Below are 21,773 nucleotides of genomic sequence, written 5' to 3' on the forward strand. Positions count from 1 at the left end.
AAGCTCAGCAAATCAGCATTTAGGAGCTAATAAGTGCACTGGTGTCCGTTAGCGTTAAAGGTGCGCACAAAAGTATGGTAAGAATGATGAAAACGGTGAGAATGATGAGAATAGTGAAATACTCATGTCAATGAACCACTCACATTCATTTTGAGTATCGGCAGCCCGATAAATGCCGCATATCGCTCTGCTTCTTTAAGTACCAACTTTTCCGTATCGCCCAGCTCGGCAAAAGGATGGATCACAATCTCGATCCCCTTGGTCTTTAGAGTTCTTTTCCATGTACCCACAACCTGACCCTCCACAACAATCGTTGGAAGAAAAACACCATTATTCCCCGGAACTATCAAAGGAGCAACGTCGGGCTCTAGAACGGCACTTCGGTCTTTATAACCAAGAATGTACTCATCAAAACCCGGAAGCAGATGAACGCCCGAGTCCTCAGCAGTTGGCTCTAGCCGATGAGCAGACATCCAATACTCACTGCCATCAATAACCTCTGATTGCAGTTGACTTTTGGCCGCTTCCAGTCCTCGTCTGGCATCTGTAAGGGTTATGCCTGCCCACCAAGCAAAATCTTGAACAGTTGCTAAACCATGTCCAGTGAAATATCTCCGAGCGAGTTCATACAATGACTCTTCGTAAGTAAGATCGCGAAAATGAGGCACCCATTCCTCTAGCAAAACAATCGTTTGCTGCTTACCATTCATCGGCCCGAAACAAATCAGCCCTTGGTACGCAACATTCCACAACATATGGTAACCACGCTGGTTCCCTGTGTGAATACCTTCTTCTTCTATTAGCTGAAGTAAAAGAGCACGATCTAGCTGCTTTCCACCTTGTAAAGCATTAACTATAATATGTCTACAACGTTCTAGTGTCTGATCATCTAGCCCAAGCTCTGCATTTCGTCGCTTTGTTTGTCCCGTTAAACGCGGCACAGATAGCTGATGCATCCACTTTACATCTTCCGGTGGGACAAAATGAAGCGTACCACGCAGCGTCCAATTCAGAATCATCTTGCGATCAACGATAGCACACTCTATATCAGCTAAATTCGAAGATGGAGTACGTAATCCGATCGCCCACATCGCCTGCATGTAATCCTGCGCCTGTATTGCCCCTAATTCTTTAACGACCTGTTCGGGCTTGATTAGCTTGGAATCAACGATCTTCTGATTATATAAACGCTGAGCAGCTATCATTTTATTCGTCACACTTTACCTCCTTAAGTGAACCTTATCAAACCATCGTCTAACCTTATAGGAATGATTTTAATATAATTTTTTCCAATCTCATAGTTTTTCTTATTTCTTAGCTATATTATTGGATAGGATGAAGTTTCGATTCAATCTCTTCCCGGCGTTCTTCCAGAAAAGAAGGTAAGGTCAAATTCTCGCCCAGCGCATCAAAAGATTCATCAATCTCAAACCCTGGACCATCTGTAGCAAGCTCAAAAAGAATATGGTTCGGATCACGGAAATACAAAGAATGGAAGTAATAACGATCAATGACCCCTGTGTTCTTGAACCCTGCAGCTGTGATTTTAGCAGCCCATGCGGTTAACTCTTCCAGATCCTTCACTCTTATAGCCACATGATGAATACTGCCTTTTCCCGGTCTTTCCCGGTCTTGATCATTAACTTCTTTGAGCTGAAGTTCAGTGTACAAGCCGCCTTTAGCTGTTTCATAAATATCCACCATTACCTTCGGGTCACCCATGGATGGCACTCTACGAACTTGTGTATAGCCTAAAATATCCTCCAAAACAGCCTTTGTACGGCTAGCCTCACGGACAGTCAATTCAACGGGACCCAAACCAACAATGGCATATTGTGGTGGAATATCATCAGTAATCCAAGGTTCTACCAGTTGAGTCACATTATCTTTTTCTGCGGACACCAGATGAACCGTTAATTCATCACTATCCTGAAAAGTAAGCGAATTGCGCTCCTCTATACTTACGATAGCTTCATGAGCGATTTCAAATGTATCTAATCTGTTAGCCCAATATACTAAGGCCTCATCGCTAGGAACGAGAAGAGAGATTGCAGAAATGCTGTTCGTTCCTTTCCGGGTCTGGCCTGCATTTGGCATTTCAAAAAAGGATACCTCGGTGCCTGGAGCGCCATTAGGGTTGCCATAGAATAAATGGTACATGGTTGGATCGTCCTGATTTACGGTTTTTTTGACAAGTCTTAGTCCCAGAACTTTTGTATAAAACCATAGGTTTTGTTTAGCGTCTTTAGTAATCATTGATACATGATGTTGTCCGGTTATTTGTGGTTGGCTCATTTTAAATTTCCTCCTAATATGATTATGGTTTACTAGTAAACTGATGTTGAAAAAAGGAAGCTTTATTCACAATAAAGCTTTTACAATACTACTGAACTCCTCGGGGAATTCGATTCTCATTCTGGCTATGGCGGTGAATCTTCTTAAGCATGCTGTAAAATACTTTCTTCTCGTCGTCCGTCAGTGGATCGAATAACGAAGCTTGGAAATCCGATTGCAAAGGAAGAACCTTCTCGATAAGCGCTTGGCCCTTTTCAGTTAAAGAAATATACTTCACCTTCCAATCCTGCTTGCGTTCAATCCATCCTTCCTTTTCTAATCTGCCAAGCATATGTGATACTCCGCCTTTAGTAATGGTTAAATGCTCGGCAATTTCCATCTGTGTCACAGGCTGATGTAATAGTATCTGTACTAACGCATCAAACTGGCTAACCGTTAAATCAAACTTCTTCAAGAACTCATTGGAAAGATCGTTACTATTGTCATAAACTCTTACCAGCCGCAACCAGATCAATAAGCTTAATTTGTTGTCTTCAGTGAATCCATTGTTTCGCATTATGCCACATCCATTGTTTTGGAATTGGATCTATTTGATTATCAGTTTACTAGTAATCTGATGTGGAGTCAAGTTTCGTATTAACTTAAGAAATAGAGAAGCACAGACAAACCATTACTAAACATGTGTGCACCTATTGGCACTAATATATTTTTTCTTTTCTCATATAGGTAGGCAAAGATTAATCCAGCAGTCATATAGGAGAAGATATTCCAGATTTCGTTATAGTTCCCCTGAAAAACCACAGCTCTATAGACATGCTGGAAGCCAAATAAAAAGGAAGATATCAGATAAGCCAGAAGACGACTCTTCCTGCGGATCGTGCTATAGATGGTAACCCGATATACTAATTCTTCAATCAAGGGGCCAATCCAGACGACATTCACTGTAAAAATAAATGGATACGAGGACAACATAGTCCGTAAATTCACCTCATTCACAGACTTTGCAATAGGATGAAAGATGGAAATTAGTGTAGGAATCAACATACTTCCGATGATAATAATCAAACAAAGTCCCCAAACCATCCATAACATATTACGGACCCAGTATTGTCTGAAATCATGGATAGCTTGTTTATAGAACCCCCTAAAACCTATAATCACTCCTATGTAGATCAGACCATTCAACAGTAAGGCCATTCGATTTTGTTGTTCTGGCCGCCAAATAAAAACATGGTTAAGAATCTCCATAACCGGCCTGATCAAGAGAATAGAGAACAATCCTAAAAAGTACATTACTGCTAATATAACGCCCAAGATCAATTGCCTTTTACTTAATTTTTCATCAATCATTATAATCTATTCCCCCAAGTAAAATTGTTAATAGACTGAATATCAACCATTTTAGCATTAGGAAATTTCATACGACTTAATGTAATCTTACATAGACCTTAAATTTGCCGGTTCAGCTCAATTATAATTTCAAACTGGTTATCTTGCGTATTCAGCTGAACAGTCCCTCCATGAGCAGCTATTATTTTTTGAACAATGAGTAGCCCTAATCCAGAACCTGCCGGGTTCAAGGCTGATGGTTCGCCGTAATTAATAAAAGTAAGCTTGGCTCCATCATTCACCTTTTCCAGCACAACTTGAAACGTAGAACCTTGCTCCTGATAAGCGATGGCATTATAAAGCAGGTTTGAGAATACTCGATTCATTCTTTTTTTATCAAACTGTAGAATTATTTCTTCTGGCTCGATTACAAAATCAGGGATCAGACCCGCAGCCTCAAGCTCGGGCAACATATGTATCATTTCTTCTCTCAAGTATTCTGAGAAATCATCTGGTGTAACATCCAAGCGGAATTCGGGACTTTCCATTCTCGATAATTCAAACAAATCCTGAATTAATACATTGGCACGGATACTATTTTCGTATATTATTTTGGCAAATTCCAAATGTTCTATCCGACCGCTCACCTGTTCTTTTAGTTCAAGCTCTGCGTAACCCATAATACTTGTTAATGGATTTTTTAAATCATGGGATATATCTAATATTAGATTTTTTCGATTGTTTTCACTCTGTTCTTTTAACGAGGTCTGGATCTGAATCACTTCTGCCATATGATTAAAAGCCTGCTCCAGTTGACTAAACTCCCGATTCCCGCCTACCTGCACTCTTGCTGAATAATCCCCATTCTTAACTTTTTCAACAGCAGCGGACAACTGGTCTAAGGGTTTAATGAAACTAACCGCCGTAATTCTCGCATAAATCATCGTGCTTAGAATCAGAATCAACAAATAACCTAACCCAATAAACCCAAGCATTCGAAGGGTATGATCCTGCATAGGTGAATCTGAATTCCAATGGAAACTGCCTGTCATTTTCACTTGTATAGGTAAAGAGACGATCAGCCAAAATTGTTCCTGCTCATTATATTCAACAGTGATCATATTTTTGTTAGCGCCAGTATTCATTAGAAAATCCGTAAATTCTTTGACACTAATCTGCTCGGACGTAAATGGATTGTTGCCAATGGAGTCTATGACTTCGTAATTGGAATTCACAACCTGTAAACTGCCCCCGACATCATTAATAACACTAGTGTCAATTCTTTGATAGTCATTTTGCATAAGCTTAGCAGCCGTTAACTGATTATAAATAATATCTTTAGATCCCAGCCTGTTCATGCAAAATAAAGCAACAATCACCAATATCGTTATAACCGTTGTTATAAGAAAGATCGCGATATAGTTTTTTAACAATTGATAGGATATATTTTGTTTTCTCATCTTATTTACCTGGGTTGTAGAATTTGTAACCTAGTCCACGCACTGTAACGATATATTCGGGATGGTGTGGGTCCCGTTCGATCTTATTCCTTAGACGGCTGATGGTAACCATAATCGTATTATTATCACTATAGAAATCTTCTTCCCACGCTGCTGCATATAACTTTTTGGGCGTAAAAATTTGATTAGGACTCTGCATCAGACATTGTAACACCTTATATTCCTTGGCATTTAAAAGAACCGGACTTTCATTTATGTACAACATACATTCCTTTAAATTCAGCTTCAATTCTCTATGTTGGATTGTTTCTTCAGTTATCGATTGGCTAAGATCGTATACATTTCTTCGTCTCAGCTGCGCCTCAACCCTAGCCACAAGCTCTGAAGCACTAAATGGCTTCACCATATAATCGTCCGCTCCAAGACCTAAGCCCACTATCTTATCAATTTCTTCACCGCGGGCAGTTAACAAGATAACCGGAATATGGCTTTTCTCTCTTATCTGTCGCAACAGATTAAGCCCATCAAGCTTGGGCATTACAATATCCAGAATGGCAAGATTTATTTCATGTTGATTAACAACCTCTAAAGCCTCAATGCCATCCTTGGCTTCGAATACTCGATAGGATCGATCTTCTAAATGTATTTTCACTAGTTTTCTTATATCAGTTTCATCTTCAGCAATCAGTATATTCATCGCTCAATTCCCCTAACTAATCTCAAATAGCTGAGTCTTTTCACTCAGTATACCTTGCCAAATACCACTTCGGTATATAAAACCTAAAGAATACATCTGGAACATCATGATTAAAATACCCATGGATTCGGCCCGATGCGAACTCTGGACTCGTTAGTGCACACCAAGAAATGCGATTAAATTCCTCCCAAGGATCACCATAATCAAATCTATTAAGATCAATAATTCCAAGTTCCCTCGACTTCGTAATGATCATATTCCCTACATGATAGTCGCCGTGTTGAAAAGTCTGCGGCCGCCCCTCCAATAAGTAACGATTCGCCTCCACAAACTCAATGACCTGCTCTGCTCCCTTTAGAACAATGCCGAATGTTTGATATTTCGTGATGTACTTATCGATCTTCCACCCCAAACTGAAGAGGTCATTTCACAACCTCCTTTTAATCAAACCGCTTCACAAAATAGAAAAATTTTCTTATTTATTTCTTAGAAGATTATTTTATTCAATTGATGTTGGAACAACAATAGTGTATGATGCATAGTATAGATCGAATACTGTATGACACATAGTAAGTATAAGCGGCTTCGACGTCCTCTCAAGGACAACAAGCGTTTAAACCAAAAATATAAGAACAATTTATAAGAGATTATAAATCCTTATATTTTAAATAATGAGGTGGGTGAATGAGTACTTTATTAAATTCTTTAATCACAGAGCTTAGAAGAGGTACGTTAACGCTAGCCGTTTTAAGTCAATTACGAACACCCCAGTATGGATATTCGCTCGTTCAATTGTTGGAGGAATCCAGCATCATCATCGATCAAAGCACCTTATATCCGTTACTTCGCCGATTAGAGAAACAGGAATTAGTGACGAGCAGCTGGGACACATCCGAGAGCAGACCCCGTAAGTATTATGTTCTAAGTGACTATGGCGTAGAGATTTTTTTACAGCTAAAGGAAGAATGGCTTAAGAATTCGAAAGAACTCTACGGCCTATTACAAGGGGAGGATGACCATGAAGCTAATTGAGATTTACATTCATGAAGTTACTCGGAGGTTACCGGAACAAAATCGGGAAGACATCGCATTAGAATTACGATCAACCATCGAGGATATGTTACCGGATGATTATGACGAAAAAGAGGTAAAGGCCGTCCTTGAAAAATTGGGCAATCCAGCTATTTTAGCTAGTGAGTACCGCGATCAGCCCATGTATCTCATCGGCCCACGCTATTTCGATTTATATGTTACGTTATTAAAAATGATTATACCAATCGCTGTAGTTGTTTCTTTAATCGCTCTGGTTGCTGATTACTTGATTGGCTACAGCGGCGATAAAACAGTTGCGGATATTGTTACTGCAGTTATAAGTACAGGAATTGGAACCTTCCTTGAAGTAGGAATCCAAGTCTTTTTTTGGATAACTGTTGTGTTCGCTATTATCGAACGGGCGGATAAAGGAAAGGAAGGGCATCCGCTTACTACAAAATTAAGGAAATGGACTCCTGATGATTTGAAGGATATCGCGCTTGTCCATAAGAAAAAAGCAATTACAAGCTTCGAAGTGTTCGGAAGTTTACTGTGGACTGCCATTTGGGCTACTGTTTATTTTAATGCTGAACACCTGATCAGAGTCTATAGAGGCGGTGAAGGCGCACTTAACTTCGTAGCCCCAGCTTTTAATCAGCATGTGTTACTTGATTATTGGCCTATTATTCTTATTGTGATCGGATTAGAAGTCGCATTAACTATATATAAATTAATCAAGAGACAATGGACTAGAGAATTAGCATTATGTAATACGGTCCTCGAGCTCATTGTACTTATTGTATTCGCTGTTATCCTTATAAATCCGAATGTATTTAACCAAGAATTCATTAACTACATGTCTAATTTATTAACTACTACAGCTAACCAATTTGAAACGGGGCTAGTAGGTGGAGGTATAGCAGTCTTGATTTTAGTTGCGGTCCTCAATATATATGAAGGCTTCCGCAAGGCTCGCCTCTAGTATTCGCAGAGCGGTGATTCTCCTGTTATTTGGAGAATTGCCGCTTTGTTTTCTGACTCGTTGAATGCCTGCTTCAAATGCTTCAACAAATTCAACAGCTTCAACAGTTTTGTCACCCTCTAAGAGTTACGGACCCAGATGACGTAATTTGCACATTTTCTGCCTTTAGAACAGGGCTTCGGACTCCAATGACGTTATTCCCTAGAATCAGCTCCATATCGGGGGTGTTTCAAGGCAATAGCGGCTATGCGGTCCGTTGGCATCCCAAACGTGCGATATTTCTGGGTTTAGTGTCATCTGTGTCCGATAGGTGTTTCGTATGTGCAAATGTTAGCGAAGAATACGAAAAAAAGGAGTTGTCCCATAAGCCATGAATGGCTGCTAGGACAACTCCTTCTGATTTAATTAAATAGTTCAAGCTCGATAACCGTATCCATCTCATCAGGTAACATCGCGCCTTTTAATGTAATAAACGCTCCACCGTCAACATCCGAATATTCCTCAGCCATCCACGGCGCCTCCACCTTTAGCTCGGTACCATCACGTAGTAATCTGGCCTTTTTAATCTTCCCTTTCAAGCCTTGGAAATAGATCGGGCCAATTCCACGGTCGTAAACGTGCGCATATAACTTATTGCCCTTTTGCGTATAACGTCCCCACTCTGGCTTAGGTAACAAAGACTTCCCGCATCCATAAATACTGTCTCCATTAAGGCGCATCCACTCCCCAACTTCGTCAAGGATAACCAGTGATTCCCGTGTCATTTCACCTTTAGCATCTGGTCCAACATTGAGGAGCAGGTTACCATTCTTACTGATACATTCGACCATCGTACGGATGACTTGCTTGGTTGATTTATAATTCTTATCCTCGGAATGATAACCCCAGTTGTCATTAAGGGTAATGCAGGCTTCCCAAGGGATGGATTGGCCGTTTACGTCAACAATGCCGCCAGGTGGAATGATCTGCTCGGGGGAGAAGAAATCTCCAGCATATTCCTCAGGTTCTGCCGCACGAATATTGCCACCTAATCGATTGTCGATAATAATATCAGGTTGTATGGAACGAATCATCCGGATAAGCTCCGTCGCCTTCCACTTCTCCCCTGTCATATTATCGTAGGAGAAGTCAAACCACATAATGTCGATTTTACCGTAATTGGTGAGCAGTTCCTTTACTTGCCCATGCATATACTCCAAGTATCTATCGAAATCAATCGGCTTATCTTTAGCCGCTTCGTTATCCCGATCAGGATGTGCCTTATCTCCATATCCGGGATAATCCTCATGGTGCCAGTCTATGATAGAGTAATATAGACCTACTGCAATCCCTTCAGCCCGGAAAGCGTCTACATATTCCCGCACTAGATCACGCCCAGCGGGCGTATTAGTGGCTTTGAAATCAGTCAGCTTACTATCGAACAGACAGAACCCGTCATGATGTTTGGTCGTAAGAACAGCGTATTTCTGACCCGCAGCTTTTGCTGCACTTGCCCATTTCTTCGGATCATATCGAGAGGCGTCAAATTCATCGAAATACGTCATGTAATGCTCTCTACTCATCCGCTCGTTACCGCGTATCCATTCCCCTCTAGCAGGAATTGAATATAATCCCCAATGGATAAACATCCCGAACCTATCCTGTAAGAACCATTTCGTTCTTTCTTCTCTTGCACCCATCTCTCCAACTCCTCGTTAATGAAAGCTATAATCAATCTTTCACTCCACCTAAGCGGTATGAAATAATGCTGCGGCTCCAATTAAACCTACATCGTCTTTGAGAGCGGCAGGTTCAATTGTAAAAGTACCCTTATATGGATCCATGACAAATTGCTCCGTCTTCTCCACCAGTGCAGGGAATAACAAATCTCCAGCCTTACTCACGCCTCCACCGATCACGATCCGATCAGGATTGAACGTATGAACTGCATTGGCTAGACCTAGTGCCATATAATGAATACTGCGGTCAATAACCTCGACGGCCACGGCATCGTTAAGTGCCATGGCTTCAAATACGTGCCGCGAAGTAATTTTTTCTCCATTTATATTAGCCAGTTCCGTAATCATCGACGGTCTGCTCTCCATACTTCGCAGCGCCATATCCCGAATCGCTGTGCCCGAAGCGAAAACTTCCCAGCAGCCGAATCTTCCACAGCTACATTCCGTTCCGTTCGGGTCAATAATATTATGACCTAGTTCACCAGCAAATGAATTTTTGCCAAGAAGCAGCTTGCCGTCAATGACGATACCTGCTCCAATCCCTGTGCTAAAGGTAACATAAACCATGTTGTCTGCACCTTTGCCAGCTCCTCGGACATACTCACCCCAAGCCGCAGCGTTCGCATCATTCACTACCTTTACTTCAACGCCTAGCTCCGACTCCATCCAGTGCTTCAGCGGAACATTATCCCATTCCGGAAGATTGGTGCCGTGAATAACGATCCCGTCCTGGCTATTTACAGCTCCGGGAGAAGCCAGCCCCACTCCAGTGAGTGGTCGTCCTTCGGATACGGAGCGGATCATATCGATCATTCGCTGCACCACTTCTTTAGCGGTACGTGCCCCAGCCGTTTCCATCAGTTCCCGTTTCAACACGGTCCCCTTTGAATCGAACAATGCTGCGGCAATTTTTGTGCCTCCTAAATCGATTCCAACTACGTAGCTCTCAACCTTCTGCATAACCCATTCACCTTTTCACTATCTATTATTAGCCGTTAGAATGAATACTCTCTGCTAACGCCCGTAAGGCTGCTGGATCGATTGGCGACAAAGCGTCTTTATCATAACGAACAGCCGACCCAAAATGCACTTCTGTTACTCCAGTCTGATGTATAAATGAAGTAATACCTTCCGGCTTCAAACCGCTTCCAGCCAGTATACTTACCGTTTTACCTCTTGATTCCTCGACTAGCTTCCGCATAGCAGGAATAGCTTCTGGTGCCGGACCTGGCCCAGCAGAAGTGAGTACACGCGTAATTTGCGGATACTTACAAAGCGTTCGATAACCTTCTATTTGATCCTTCAACTCATCAAAAGCACGGTGGAAGGTTACTTGCAATCCATCGGTCAACGGCAATAATGTTTCAAGCGCTCGCTCGTCGATAGTCCCTTCCGGTGTTAACGCACCAATCACAATCCCCGCCGCTCCGCTGGCTGCAATTTGCTTTATCTCTGCTGCCATGGTCAAAATGTCATACTTTGAATAGCAAAAAGAACGGCTGTGCGGGCGAACCATAACAAACGCAGGAATGCTAACCGATTTAGCAACTTGTTGCACCAATCCTATCCCTGGTGTTAGACCGCCTTCCGTAATCGCAGTAATGAGCTCCAGGCGGTCAGCCCCGTTCGCTTCGGCTGTAAGAGCATCGTCCATACAGGTAGCGATGACTTCCAATCTCATAACTTTCCCCCACTCTTCCGGTTGTTATTGTTGTGCCTGTTTCATGACATAATCAGCGAGCAGTCGAGCACCATAGCCCGTTGCTCCAGCTTCTGAATACCCCACATCCTGCTTGTACTGAACCGTCCCAGCCATATCAATATGAACCCAGCTCAGCGATTCCGCTACAAAACGCCGTATAAAAAGCGCTGCTGTAATCGCACCTGCAAAAGGTGAAGTACTAACATTACGTAGATCAGCGTAATTGCTTCGAAGATCGACTTCATATTCATCCATAAGCGGCATGGGCCACAGTCGCTCACCATTGCGCTCACCGATTTCGACGAGGTTCTGCGTCATCTCTCCATCACCCCATATGCCGGCGATACCTAATCCTAGCGCTGCGCCAACATTTCCAGTAAGTGTTGCAATATCGATGACCTTAGTTGCCCCGATATTTGCTGCATGAATAAGCGCATCCGCGATAATAAGCCGCCCCTCGCCATCCGTATTTGCAACCTGAACCGTCAGCCCATTAGGATAGCGTATAACAGACGATGGCAGCATCGCTTCAGCATCTGGTACGTTATCAACAACTGGGATCAATACGGTCACATTTACATGAGCTTGATTCCGTACTAAAATATCCAGCGCCCCAATAACAGCTGCTGCACCACCCATATCCATACGTGCATCGCTGATATCACTTGCGGTCTTAACATTCATCCCACCTAAATCGAAGGTAACACCTTTACCCACCAATGCCAGCATTGGCAATTCAGGGTTACTCTCATAGCGAATTTCAACGAGGGCTGGGGAGTGTTTACTGCCTGCTCCAACCGCCAGCAACCCATTCATCTGTAGGTCAACCAGCTCCTGCCCCCGGTAAACATGAACTTTCACTGCTGCGTTATCACGCTCGAAATATTCGACCATCCATTCTGCGAACCGATCCGGATTTAGAGTCCCGGGCACCTCATTCACCAGATCGCGAGCAACCACTGCTCCTTCAGCGCGTATGCGGCCAGTACTTAGTACAACTTCCAGTTCAAGCTTAGTCAGCTCAGGCCAATCGGCTGTCTGGAGCAGCAAATCAACTGAATTGTCTATTTTAGTAACGCCACGATAGGTTTGGAAACGATATAATCCGAGAAGCCAGCCTTCAATCCATGCTTGCAGCTCATCCGCAGCGGAAATATCACTTTCTGCTGTCCTACGAACAAATGAAGCGAAATTCAGCCCTTCTCTTAGAGCTAAGCGGGCGGCAGATCCCGCTGCTCGACGAATTTTCTCAAGCGTAAGAGCCTTGCGTTTTCCCATTCCAACAGCTAACACATCGGACTCTTCCTCAGAACGAGCATATAACCATGTCACACTGCCACTCTGTTTGTGAGCTTCTCCCAGTCGAAGAGGAAAAGGCTCCTCTTCATAGGCTAAGTAGATAAGCATATCCGCCACATTAGCAGAATCGAACAAGATATTCATAGCTGTCCCTTCTTTTCCGTAAAGTGTACTCACATTTAAAATTATCGTTCTAGTTTCAACATTTCTTCATCAAACAGATGACAAGCGAGCTCATGACCTGGTTCAACTTCCCGGAATACAGGCACATGTTGCTTACAGATCTCCATACAGGAAGGGCATCTTGTATGAAAGCGACAGCCCGTCGGCGGATCAACGGGACTTGGAAGGTCACCTTTTAGAATAATGCGTTCCTTCTTCAAGCTTGGATCGGGCACGGGAACTGAAGATAGCAGCGCTTGGGTGTAAGGATGCAAGGGACGGTCATACAATGTATCCTTATCAGCCGTCTCCACAAGGGAACCCAGATACATGACCCCAATTCGATCACTAATATGCTCGACCACACTAAGATCATGAGAGATGAATAAATAGGTCAGGCCATATTCCTCCTGCAAGTCCTGTAACAGATTCAACACTTGGGACTGAATCGATACATCCAGTGCTGACACGGGTTCATCCGCCACGATTAGACTAGGGCGCACTGACAAAGCCCGGGCAATCCCAATCCGTTGCCGCTGTCCACCGCTGAACTCAAACGCAAATCGCTCAGCGTGCAAACTGTTCAATCCAACGGTCTCCAGCAGTTCGCAAGCTAGCTTATCCCGCTCTTTGGAGGACAGCTTTGTATGAATAAGCAGGGGTTCGGCGACAAGATCCTTCACCTTCATGCGTGGATTAAGTGAAGCGTAAGGGTCTTGAAACACCATCTGCATATCTTTGCGCAGAGGCCGCATTTGGTTATCTGAGATATGACTAATATTTTGCCCCTTAAACCACACTTCTCCATGATTGGGTTCCAGTAAGCGAGTCACTAGTCTGCCCGTAGTCGATTTCCCACAGCCACTTTCACCTACAAGGCTGAACGTTTCTCCTTTACGAATGGCGAATGAAATCCCATCAACGGCGTGCAAATATTTAGTCGTTCCGAAGAAGCCCTTCTTCACAGAAAACAACTTCTTCAAACCCTTAACTTCAATTAGTGGAGTCTCTTTCATAAACATCCCGCTCCTTCCGTGTCCTCCTGCTGTGTAAGCCAACAACGGCTTTTGCGCTCTAGTCCCTCAATCGGAAGTAGCTCAGGTTCGTGCGACAGACAACGCTCCATGGCAAAGTCGCAGCGAGGCGCAAACTTACAGCCGGCAGGCATTTGTGAAAGGTCTGGCACATTCCCTTTTATAGACTCCAAGCGATGTACATTCTGGCGCAGCTTAGGTACCGATTGAATCAATCCCTTGGTATACGGATGCTGCGGTCTGGCAAACAGCTCCTGAACAGAGGCTTCCTCCACCACACGACCTGCATACATAACAACAACCCGGTCACATAATTCGGCAACTACTCCAAGATCATGGGTAATGAGCAGCATTCCCATATCCTGTTCATCTTTCAACTGCTTCATCAGATCAAGAATTTGCGCTTGAATCGTTACATCGAGTGCGGTCGTGGGTTCATCGGCAATCAACAGCTTAGGATGACAAGACATGGCCATTGCAATCATGACCCGCTGTCTCATTCCGCCGGATAGTTGATGCGGATATTCATCGATTAATTCCTCTGCGCGAGGGATACCTACAAGCCGCAACATATGAATCGCATGCTCACGAGCCTTCTTGCGTCCATAACCCAAATGCAGTCTAATCGGCTCTGTTAATTGCAGCCCAATCCGCAGCACTGGATTAAGAGAGGTCATCGGCTCCTGAAAAATCATTGCCAGATCATTTCCCCGGATTTGGCGCATCTCCTTCTCAGAAATCTTCGTCAAATCCTTTCCTTCAAAACGCACAGAACCTTCAGAAATTCTACCCGGCGTATCTTTAAGCAACCGCATGATCGATAATGAGGTTACACTTTTGCCACAACCAGATTCACCAACCAGGCCTAGCACTTCACCTTTTTTAATAGCAAAGTCTACCCCCGCAACCGCAGTAATACTTCCATCGCCGCGTTTGAACTCCGTTTTCAGCCCTTGTACATCCAGCAAATGTTGAGTCATGTCTTGTCCCTCCTTAGTTTTTCATTTTGGGATCAAGAGCATCACGCAGTCCGTCCCCGACCAGGTTAAATGCAAGTACAGTTAAAAAGATGGCTATCCCCGGAAAATAAACGATATGTGGAGCAATACTTAAATAATCACGTCCCATACTTAACATTGCGCCCCAATCAGGCTCCGTTGTTTTTGCACCCATCCCGAGAAAGCTTAGTGATGCAGCGGCCAAGATCGCTCCGCCAATCTTCATGGATAGATTAACGATAATGCTGGGCACGGTCTCAGGAAAAATATGACGCCAAATAATCCGGCGATGCTTCGCTCCCATGGAACGAGCAGCTTCCACAAACAATGTTTCTTTCGCAGACAGCGTTACGCTCCGAATAATTCGGGCGAACGATGGAGTACCAAAGACTGCAACTGCGATAACAACATTGGATAGACCCGGACCGAGGATGGCGACGATCCCAATGGCAAGCAGCAAGTCAGGAAATGAAAATAGTACATCACTGCCACGCATAATAATCCGATCTAGCCAACCGCCATAATATCCACTTAACAGACCTAGGATGGTTCCAAGTACGCCTGCGATTAAGACGGAACTGAGACTGACAGCTAAGGTTAAGCGAGTACCATCAATCAAACGGCTTAGAATATCACGGCCATATTCGTCTGTCCCGGCCCAATGTGCAGCAGAAGGACCCGCCATAAGGGCATCGTAGTTTGGTTCATCAGGATTATACGGGGTCAGAAATGGCCCGAAAATTGCAATTAGGAATAGCAATATAATAAAAAATGCGGCCACAAGGGGCATCTTTTGTTTACTGAACTTACGTAAAAAAACACCCATACGGCCTTTTGTTTTCTCCGGGGCCAGTACCTCTCCGGGTAATGGAGATTTTGCTCCCATCACCGCCGAATTGTCACTCATGATATCCCTCCTGATCCTAAATTCACCCTATAAATCTATTGAAATTCTGCTTCTTAGTCGCATTAGCTACTGAGAAAACCTTATTTTCGGATTAAGTACGCCATACAATAAATCTACTAATAGATTGATAAGAATAAATTGTGTAGCAAACAGAAGCAGTAAGGCTTGAATGACTGTATAATCCCGGAACAAAATGGAGTCTACTAGCAGCCTACCAAGACCCGGAATACTGAATACCGTCTCAACCATTACAGAGCCGCCGAGCAGGAACCCAAACTGAAGTCCAGCTACGGTAACCACCTGAATCAAAGAGTTGCGCAGCGCATGCCTGCCGATAACAACATACTCGCGTAAGCCTTTTGCACGTCCTGTACGGATATAATCCTCCCGAAGGGTCTCCAGCATAGATGACCTAGAATAACGGGCCAACATAGACATAATTCCCATCCCAAGTGTAATGGAAGGAAGAATATAGGACTTCCAGGAATCAACACCACCTGTTGGAAACCAACCAAGCTCTACCGAGAAAATTTGAATGAGTACCAAGCCTAACCAAAATCCAGGAATAGACATCCCTGAAATAGCTGTCAACGTCCCTAAATGATCTGGCCACCGATTGCGATAAACGGCTGAAACCACGCCAATTAGAAGACCAATAATTAGAGCCCAGGCCATACTGAGAAAAGTCAGCCACAACGTTGGCATTACTCTGCTTTCTAGCATGTCGGTAACCGGGATCCCTGAACGGATCGAATTGCCCAGATTCCCACTTAGCAGATCACCCATGTAGTTTATGTATTGCTTCCACAAAGGCAGATTGAGACCCAGCTGCTCCTGAATTCCACGAATCTCTTCAAGTGTGGCATCTTTACCGGCAATAAGTCGGGCTGGATCGCCTGGGATTAAGTGAATAAACAAAAAGACAAGCACCGATACAATGAACAACAGCGGAATAACCCCGAGGAGTCTTTGTAAAGCATATCTACCCAACTCATAAGCCCCCTTCAGTATCGACAAATGATTTAGTGAGGCCGCTTCCCACCATACTACAGAAGCGGCCTCGTTCATTTCTTGGGATATTAAACCTAACGTTTGTTTAGCATTATTTCACTTCTGCATTCAGGACATTAATGGAACCATCCGGGAAGACCTTAACTCCTTCCAGATACGATCTTTTGCCTGAGATGATTTGGTCGACGCCCATGAATGCCCATGGAGCATCTTCCCAAATTGTTTTTTGAATATTGCCATAGATGGATTTAGCCGCTTCTGGATCAACAGATTTATTCGCCTCAGCGATCCATTTGTCTACATTTTCATTTTTGTAATAGGCTGTATTTGAGCCAGCAGGCGGGAACATTTCACTACTGAACAACCCTCTGGTTGCACCATCTGCATCACCTGAAGACGGAGACCAGCTGACATACCACATTTGAATTTTTGCTTCTTCTGGTGTCTTAGCAGAGTTAATTTGGTCGGACAATGTGCCGCCTTCCATGGATTTCACGTCTACCTTAATCCCTACAAGTGCTAGCTGTTGCTGAATAAATTGCATACCCTTCATAGTTTCGGATTCATTTTCACCCCAAATTTCGGTTTCGAATCCATCAGGATATCCTGCTTCAGCAAGCAATTGTTTAGCTTTTTCAATGTCATAGTCATAACCTGTTTGCGGGGAATAGTATTGTGTTTTGGAAGACATCGTGGAATCAAGCTTAGCACCAAGACCCGATTTCACAACTTTGATATAAGCTTCTTTATTGATAGCATAGTTAATGGCTTGACGTACCTTCACATCATCAAAAGGTTTTTTCATCGTATTTAACGTTACATAACGGACAATTGTCGAATCGATGGTATCTACAGTAATTCCTTCAAGACCTTCAACCTCAGATACTTGCTCCGTTGGCATTGGATAAATAAAATCTGCCTCGCCGGTTTTTAGCATGGCTATCCGTGATCCATTCTCTGGCACAGGTCTAAAGGTCACACTATCCACTTTTGGCAAGCCCGCTTGCCAGTAATCAGGGTTCTTAACGACAACCAAGCGGTCGCCTTGCACCCATTCTTTGAACTTAAAGGGTCCCGTCCCTACAGGATTTTTCGAAATATCGGTGCCATTTTCTTCTAAAGCTTTCGGACTAATAATAGGTGCCATAGCTACTTTATTTAAAAATGCGTTGTACGGCTCACTGAGTGTAATAACCACGGTTTTAGCATCAGGAGTCTCCACTTTCGCTACCTTTGCGAAGCTTTTGCGCAGTCTCAGATTGTTCTTCTCATCTTGAATACGGGCGATGTTTACTTTAACCGCTTCAGCATTAAAGTCAGTACCGTCTTGGAATTTAACATTCTCTTGCAGCGTGAACGTGTAGACCAACCCGTCTTCACTTATGGAATGGCTTGCGGCAAGAACAGGAACCACGTTCATATTCTCGTCAAAACCCATCAGACCTTCGTACATCGTTCTGGCAGCGCTGATTGAATGCGTATCGCTTGCGTTATGAGGGTCCAGCGTAATAAAGTTAGAATTGATGGCAATTACAATGTCTTTATCATTCTTTGTAGTTGGGGTGCTAGTTTCAGTTCCACCAGCAGTATTGCCGTTTTGTCCCTCGTTGCTCGCTTTGTTGCCGCACCCTGCAGTCACTACTACTGTAATAAGCAGCAGCATGAACATTGACCATACTTTTCCTTTTGCTTTCATTTTTTACACTCCCCTATTCAAACGATGTATTAGAAAAGCTTCTAGTCCGATTAATCACCAAACTTGAAGATTATTCTTGACCTTATGCTCTAGATCTCCCATTGAAATACAGCACGGCGTTCGCCGACTACAGTACCGCCATCATTAACAATCGTGTTAGGCACGAGTGCATATAGGCGATCAATTGTGTCTTGATTGCTGTAACCAATACGTTCTAGAATCGATGCGATAATACATGGCCAGACTTGTTCTGATCCGTCGGATACTTTCAGTGATATACCCATTCGTTCCTTACGGAGTCCGATACCGTATACCCCTTTTGCTCCACCTTTAGCCGTCAGATTGTCATCCTTCAGGAGCTCTGAGCATACAAATTTCGTGTCAGCAATCATAACCGGGTTATCGTTCATAAGTTTTGCAATGACAGCGGCTGCGTTACGTATATCCGTATCCTCAATCAAATCGGGACACGCTAGCTTTAGATAGGAATAAGCGATTTTATGAAGCGGAAGTGCGAAGATAGGAAGTCCACAGCCATCAATACCTTGCGGGATGGACGCTTTGGGAACTTCAGCGATATAAGCCATCATCTCAAGAATCTCCTGTTGTACAGGATGGTTAGGATCGTAATAAGTGTCTATATCCCAACCCATATATTTGCTAAGGCCCATTAAACCTGCATGTTTGCCTGAGCAGTTATGAAAGATTTTACGAGTTGGCTCATTTGCCCGGTGACGTTCTGCTTTGGCTTCTTCATTCAGCGGGTATGTAGAGCAGCAATGAAGTGACTCTTCTTTTAATCCCATTTTCTGAAAAAGAGCTTCAAGCGCTTCAATATGGAAGGCTTCTCCCCGGTGTGAAGCGGTAAACAGCGAGGCTTCTTTACTTGTCAAACCATATACTTCATCGATCCGGCGTTTCATTACCGGCAAAGCTTGGAATGGCTTAGCAGCAGAGCGAAGATAAGTCATATGCTCCGGATCGCCTGCTTTGTACAAAATGTTGCCCTTCTCATCGACTACACTAACTGCACCATAATGCACATTCTCCAGCAGGCCAGCACGATATTCTTCTACCAATGTTGTAAATCCCATCTGTACAACCTCCCCAGCAGTAGTTAATTTAATCTAAGGCAAAAAATCGATTCTGTGATAAAAGTCCCGATCCGATAATTACACCCTTCTCATTCAGCAACGAACGATGAATCGTAAAGGAACCACGAAGCGGCTCCCATGTAAAGCGCGAGAGGTACAGCTGCTCAACTTCTTCGTATATATCCGGGAATTTGTCCACGAGTTCTCCACTTAAAATCACGCTGTCGGGGTTATACATGCATACGACATTATTAATGGTGATGGCCATATACATGAGTGCACGGTCGATCAAGTGAATCGCCCATTGTTCTCCTGCATGTTTTGCTGCGAATAACTCCTCAATCGTACGGATCGGGCGAATCCGATTAGCTTCAGATAATAAAGAACTGATATTTATATAGGTCTGTAAACAGCCCGCTTTGCCGCACTCACACATCATTCCGTTAGGATCCACTGTCGTATGCCCAATTTCACCCGCACTGTTCATCACCCCTCGATAAATCTCTCCCTCAAGAATCATCGCAGAACCCACGCCTTGACCGAAACCCAATAATGCTGTACGGCGGGAGCCGACTGCGGCTCCTTTAAGATGTTCAGCAAGAGCCCTTACTTTCAGCTCATTGTCCACAGCGATTTCAAAACCTGTCAGTTCCTTCAAGCGTTTGGCTAACGGCACATTTTTCCATCCTAGCTGAACAGAGAAGACAACAATTCCTTCTTCGTTATTCACAATGCCGGGAAGTCCAACGCCAATACCCACGATACGTGTTCTGTCAATCACATGCTGCTGGAACAATTGATCGATGGCATCCTTAATTCGTTCCAGCGTTCGATCTGGACTTTCGTCTGGTGTACGGGGAAATTGACTACTGCAGATAAGCTGTCCTTGTAAGTCCACAATTCCAATAGACATAAGACTGCGATCCAGTTCAACGCCAACCGATAATACAGAAGTGTCAATCATACCTATTAACGTTGATTTCCGACCTAATCCTGATGATACTTGCTCAGAGTCGAGTAAATATCCTTCCTCCGTCAACTCTCCGACGATTCGACTTACAGTCGTAGGACTCATACCAGTCTGTTTAGCAATAGAAGCGCGAGAAATCGGTTGTTGATTTTTTATAATTTCGAAAACCGTTAAACGATTTTGTCGCTTCATGAAATCCTGATCGTGCTTTTTCACGGGCATTCTCCTAATTATTTTCTCCAGTGCATTAATTGGATTAACAAACCACAAAAACAAGAAAATATTTGCAAATAAAGCGCTGATAATGTATTGTTTGATTTAAATTTTAATTTAGTTTCTCCAGTGATGGGATTAATAATAAAGGGTCATGGTTTATGTGTCAATATAAATGACATATTTTTTATTTAAAAATAAATGTAAGCGGTTAACGAAAGATAACCGACACAAAAACCGTTAAATATATAACACAGACATAACACACATACCCATGAATTAGCATTTAATTTGAATCTTGAACCTATTAATTGGGATAGAAAGACTGAAAGAAGTATTTTGTTTGGATTAATGTGAGGTGTGTGAATCGATTGTAAAATGGAAGGTAACACTCGCATCAAAAGGAAGCGCTCTAAAGGGAGGTAACCTTTGATGCGAAGTGAGTTAGTTACATCGAGGGTGCTAAAAAATCATTGAAACTCAACGGTCTTAACGGCTGCGTCCTCTTGGATCATCGATAACAATTGCACTGGATTAAATGATTCAGGCAATCTTACAACGATTTCTACGTTTAATTCGGATTCTACACTGTTATTTTCAGCATGAAAACTTAGAACAGCAATTTTGTGTTCTTTAAGTAACTCTTGAATTCGGCCCATAGCGCCTTCTGTGTTAGCTAGACTTATAACGAGCTGTTGGGTTTTTGGTGCGGCCAGCCAGCTGTTACGACTGTGTAAGATCTTTTGCCCAAGTAAAATGATTATCGTTGCTCCTACGCCAAGAATATAAAGACCAGACCCTATAGCCATGCCCACTCCGGCTGTTGCCCAAATCCCTGCAGCAGTAGTGAGCCCTTTGACTGTGTGTCTTTGCATAAAAATCATCCCTGCTCCCAAAAAACCTACTCCGCTTACTACCTGAGCAGCTATCCGAGCGGGATCAAGAGAAAGATTAGGCCAATCCGCTTGGTCCTGAAACCCATATTTGGAGATGACCATCATGAGTGCAGCACCTAAGGCTACAACAAAATGTGTTCTAACTCCAGCTTCTTTCATCCGGCTTTTGCGTTCATATCCAACTAATACGCCACAAATTCCCGCGCCAATTACACGAAGCAAATACTCAAACTCCATACCTTCACCTTCTTTCATCATGATATGTATGTTGGATTAGT

General features: G+C 43.4%; 20 protein-coding genes and 1 pseudogene. 2 read left to right on the plus strand and 19 right to left on the minus strand.

What is annotated here, in order from left to right:
* Window positions 1–122 precede the first annotated feature (122 nt).
* The 7 genes and pseudogenes from NSQ66_RS19520 to NSQ66_RS19550 form a co-directional block, all read right to left on the minus strand.
* Window positions 123–1,217, minus strand: coding sequence for a winged helix DNA-binding domain-containing protein (locus NSQ66_RS19520; protein WP_076141085.1), 1,095 nt, complete (start codon window positions 1,215–1,217; stop codon window positions 123–125).
* 106 nt (window positions 1,218–1,323) lie between these two features.
* Window positions 1,324–2,295: a ring-cleaving dioxygenase gene (locus tag NSQ66_RS19525; RefSeq protein WP_076141086.1), complete on the minus strand. Its 972-nt coding sequence runs from the start codon at window positions 2,293–2,295 to the stop codon at window positions 1,324–1,326.
* A gap of 88 nt (window positions 2,296–2,383) precedes the next feature.
* Window positions 2,384–2,851, minus strand: coding sequence for a MarR family transcriptional regulator (locus tag NSQ66_RS19530; RefSeq protein ID WP_076134306.1), 468 nt, complete (start codon window positions 2,849–2,851; stop codon window positions 2,384–2,386).
* An 80-nt stretch (window positions 2,852–2,931) separates the two neighbouring features.
* Window positions 2,932–3,645: a type II CAAX endopeptidase family protein gene (locus NSQ66_RS19535; protein ID WP_076141087.1), complete on the minus strand. Its 714-nt coding sequence runs from the start codon at window positions 3,643–3,645 to the stop codon at window positions 2,932–2,934.
* Window positions 3,646–3,743: 98 nt separating this feature from the next.
* Window positions 3,744–5,084 carry a HAMP domain-containing sensor histidine kinase gene (locus tag NSQ66_RS19540; RefSeq protein ID WP_076141088.1) on the minus strand — a complete coding sequence of 447 codons (1,341 nt, stop codon included), beginning with the start codon at window positions 5,082–5,084 and terminating at the stop codon, window positions 3,744–3,746.
* A gap of 1 nt (window position 5,085) precedes the next feature.
* On the minus strand, window positions 5,086–5,781 hold the full coding sequence (locus tag NSQ66_RS19545) for a response regulator transcription factor (RefSeq protein WP_076105240.1): 696 nt from the start codon (window positions 5,779–5,781) through the stop codon (window positions 5,086–5,088).
* A gap of 82 nt (window positions 5,782–5,863) precedes the next feature.
* Window positions 5,864–6,184: pseudogene (locus NSQ66_RS19550) on the minus strand (phosphotransferase); the annotation flags it as partial.
* A 281-nt stretch (window positions 6,185–6,465) separates the two neighbouring features.
* Between NSQ66_RS19550 and NSQ66_RS19555 the strand changes: the two are divergent.
* On the plus strand, window positions 6,466–6,813 hold the full coding sequence (locus NSQ66_RS19555; RefSeq protein ID WP_036689003.1) for a PadR family transcriptional regulator: 348 nt from the start codon (window positions 6,466–6,468) through the stop codon (window positions 6,811–6,813).
* Window positions 6,800–7,795 carry a hypothetical protein gene (locus NSQ66_RS19560; protein WP_038572325.1) on the plus strand — a complete coding sequence of 332 codons (996 nt, stop codon included), beginning with the start codon at window positions 6,800–6,802 and terminating at the stop codon, window positions 7,793–7,795. The genes NSQ66_RS19555 and NSQ66_RS19560 overlap by 14 nt, the downstream gene beginning before the upstream one ends.
* Window positions 7,796–8,196: 401 nt before the next feature.
* On the opposite strand, the gene NSQ66_RS19565 is transcribed toward NSQ66_RS19560, so the two are convergent.
* The 12 genes from NSQ66_RS19565 to NSQ66_RS19620 all read right to left on the minus strand — a co-directional run bounded on the left by NSQ66_RS19565 (window position 8,197) and on the right by NSQ66_RS19620 (window position 21,753).
* The gene (locus NSQ66_RS19565; protein ID WP_036689007.1) at window positions 8,197–9,474 is read right to left on the minus strand and encodes an alpha-L-fucosidase; all 1,278 of its coding nucleotides are present in this window, start codon (window positions 9,472–9,474) and stop codon (window positions 8,197–8,199) included.
* A 48-nt stretch (window positions 9,475–9,522) separates the two neighbouring features.
* On the minus strand, window positions 9,523–10,473 hold the full coding sequence (locus tag NSQ66_RS19570; protein WP_036689009.1) for an ROK family protein: 951 nt from the start codon (window positions 10,471–10,473) through the stop codon (window positions 9,523–9,525).
* Between the two features lie 28 nt (window positions 10,474–10,501).
* On the minus strand, window positions 10,502–11,194 hold the full coding sequence (locus tag NSQ66_RS19575; protein WP_038572334.1) for a copper homeostasis protein CutC: 693 nt from the start codon (window positions 11,192–11,194) through the stop codon (window positions 10,502–10,504).
* A gap of 24 nt (window positions 11,195–11,218) precedes the next feature.
* A complete protein-coding gene (locus tag NSQ66_RS19580) occupies window positions 11,219–12,658 on the minus strand; it encodes a leucyl aminopeptidase family protein (RefSeq protein WP_038572336.1) in 1,440 nt (479 codons plus the stop codon).
* 41 nt (window positions 12,659–12,699) lie between these two features.
* Window positions 12,700–13,692 carry a dipeptide ABC transporter ATP-binding protein gene (locus NSQ66_RS19585; protein WP_094903192.1) on the minus strand — a complete coding sequence of 331 codons (993 nt, stop codon included), beginning with the start codon at window positions 13,690–13,692 and terminating at the stop codon, window positions 12,700–12,702.
* A complete protein-coding gene (locus tag NSQ66_RS19590; RefSeq protein WP_038572340.1) occupies window positions 13,689–14,690 on the minus strand; it encodes an ABC transporter ATP-binding protein in 1,002 nt (333 codons plus the stop codon). The genes NSQ66_RS19585 and NSQ66_RS19590 overlap by 4 nt, the downstream gene beginning before the upstream one ends.
* Before the next feature lie 13 nt (window positions 14,691–14,703).
* Window positions 14,704–15,615, minus strand: coding sequence for an ABC transporter permease subunit (locus NSQ66_RS19595; protein ID WP_038572342.1), 912 nt, complete (start codon window positions 15,613–15,615; stop codon window positions 14,704–14,706).
* Window positions 15,616–15,681: 66 nt separating this feature from the next.
* Entirely contained in the window at window positions 15,682–16,605 is a 924-nt protein-coding gene (locus NSQ66_RS19600; protein WP_036689023.1) for an ABC transporter permease subunit, read from the minus strand.
* Window positions 16,606–16,717: 112 nt separating this feature from the next.
* On the minus strand, window positions 16,718–18,322 hold the full coding sequence (locus NSQ66_RS19605; protein WP_076141089.1) for a glutathione ABC transporter substrate-binding protein: 1,605 nt from the start codon (window positions 18,320–18,322) through the stop codon (window positions 16,718–16,720).
* An 89-nt stretch (window positions 18,323–18,411) separates the two neighbouring features.
* Window positions 18,412–19,416 (minus strand): asparaginase, encoded by a 1,005-nt coding sequence (locus NSQ66_RS19610; RefSeq protein WP_076141090.1) that lies wholly within the window; start codon window positions 19,414–19,416, stop codon window positions 18,412–18,414.
* Between the two features lie 28 nt (window positions 19,417–19,444).
* Window positions 19,445–20,602, minus strand: a complete 1,158-nt coding sequence (locus NSQ66_RS19615; protein WP_076100136.1) for an ROK family transcriptional regulator — start codon at window positions 20,600–20,602, stop codon at window positions 19,445–19,447.
* 467 nt (window positions 20,603–21,069) lie between these two features.
* Entirely contained in the window at window positions 21,070–21,753 is a 684-nt protein-coding gene (locus NSQ66_RS19620; RefSeq protein ID WP_244886359.1) for an MgtC/SapB family protein, read from the minus strand.
* Window positions 21,754–21,773 lie beyond the last annotated feature (20 nt).

This window comes from Paenibacillus sp. FSL H3-0329, from assembly GCF_037963285.1.
In the GTDB taxonomy this organism is placed as follows: domain Bacteria; phylum Bacillota; class Bacilli; order Paenibacillales; family Paenibacillaceae; genus Paenibacillus_AQ; species Paenibacillus_AQ odorifer.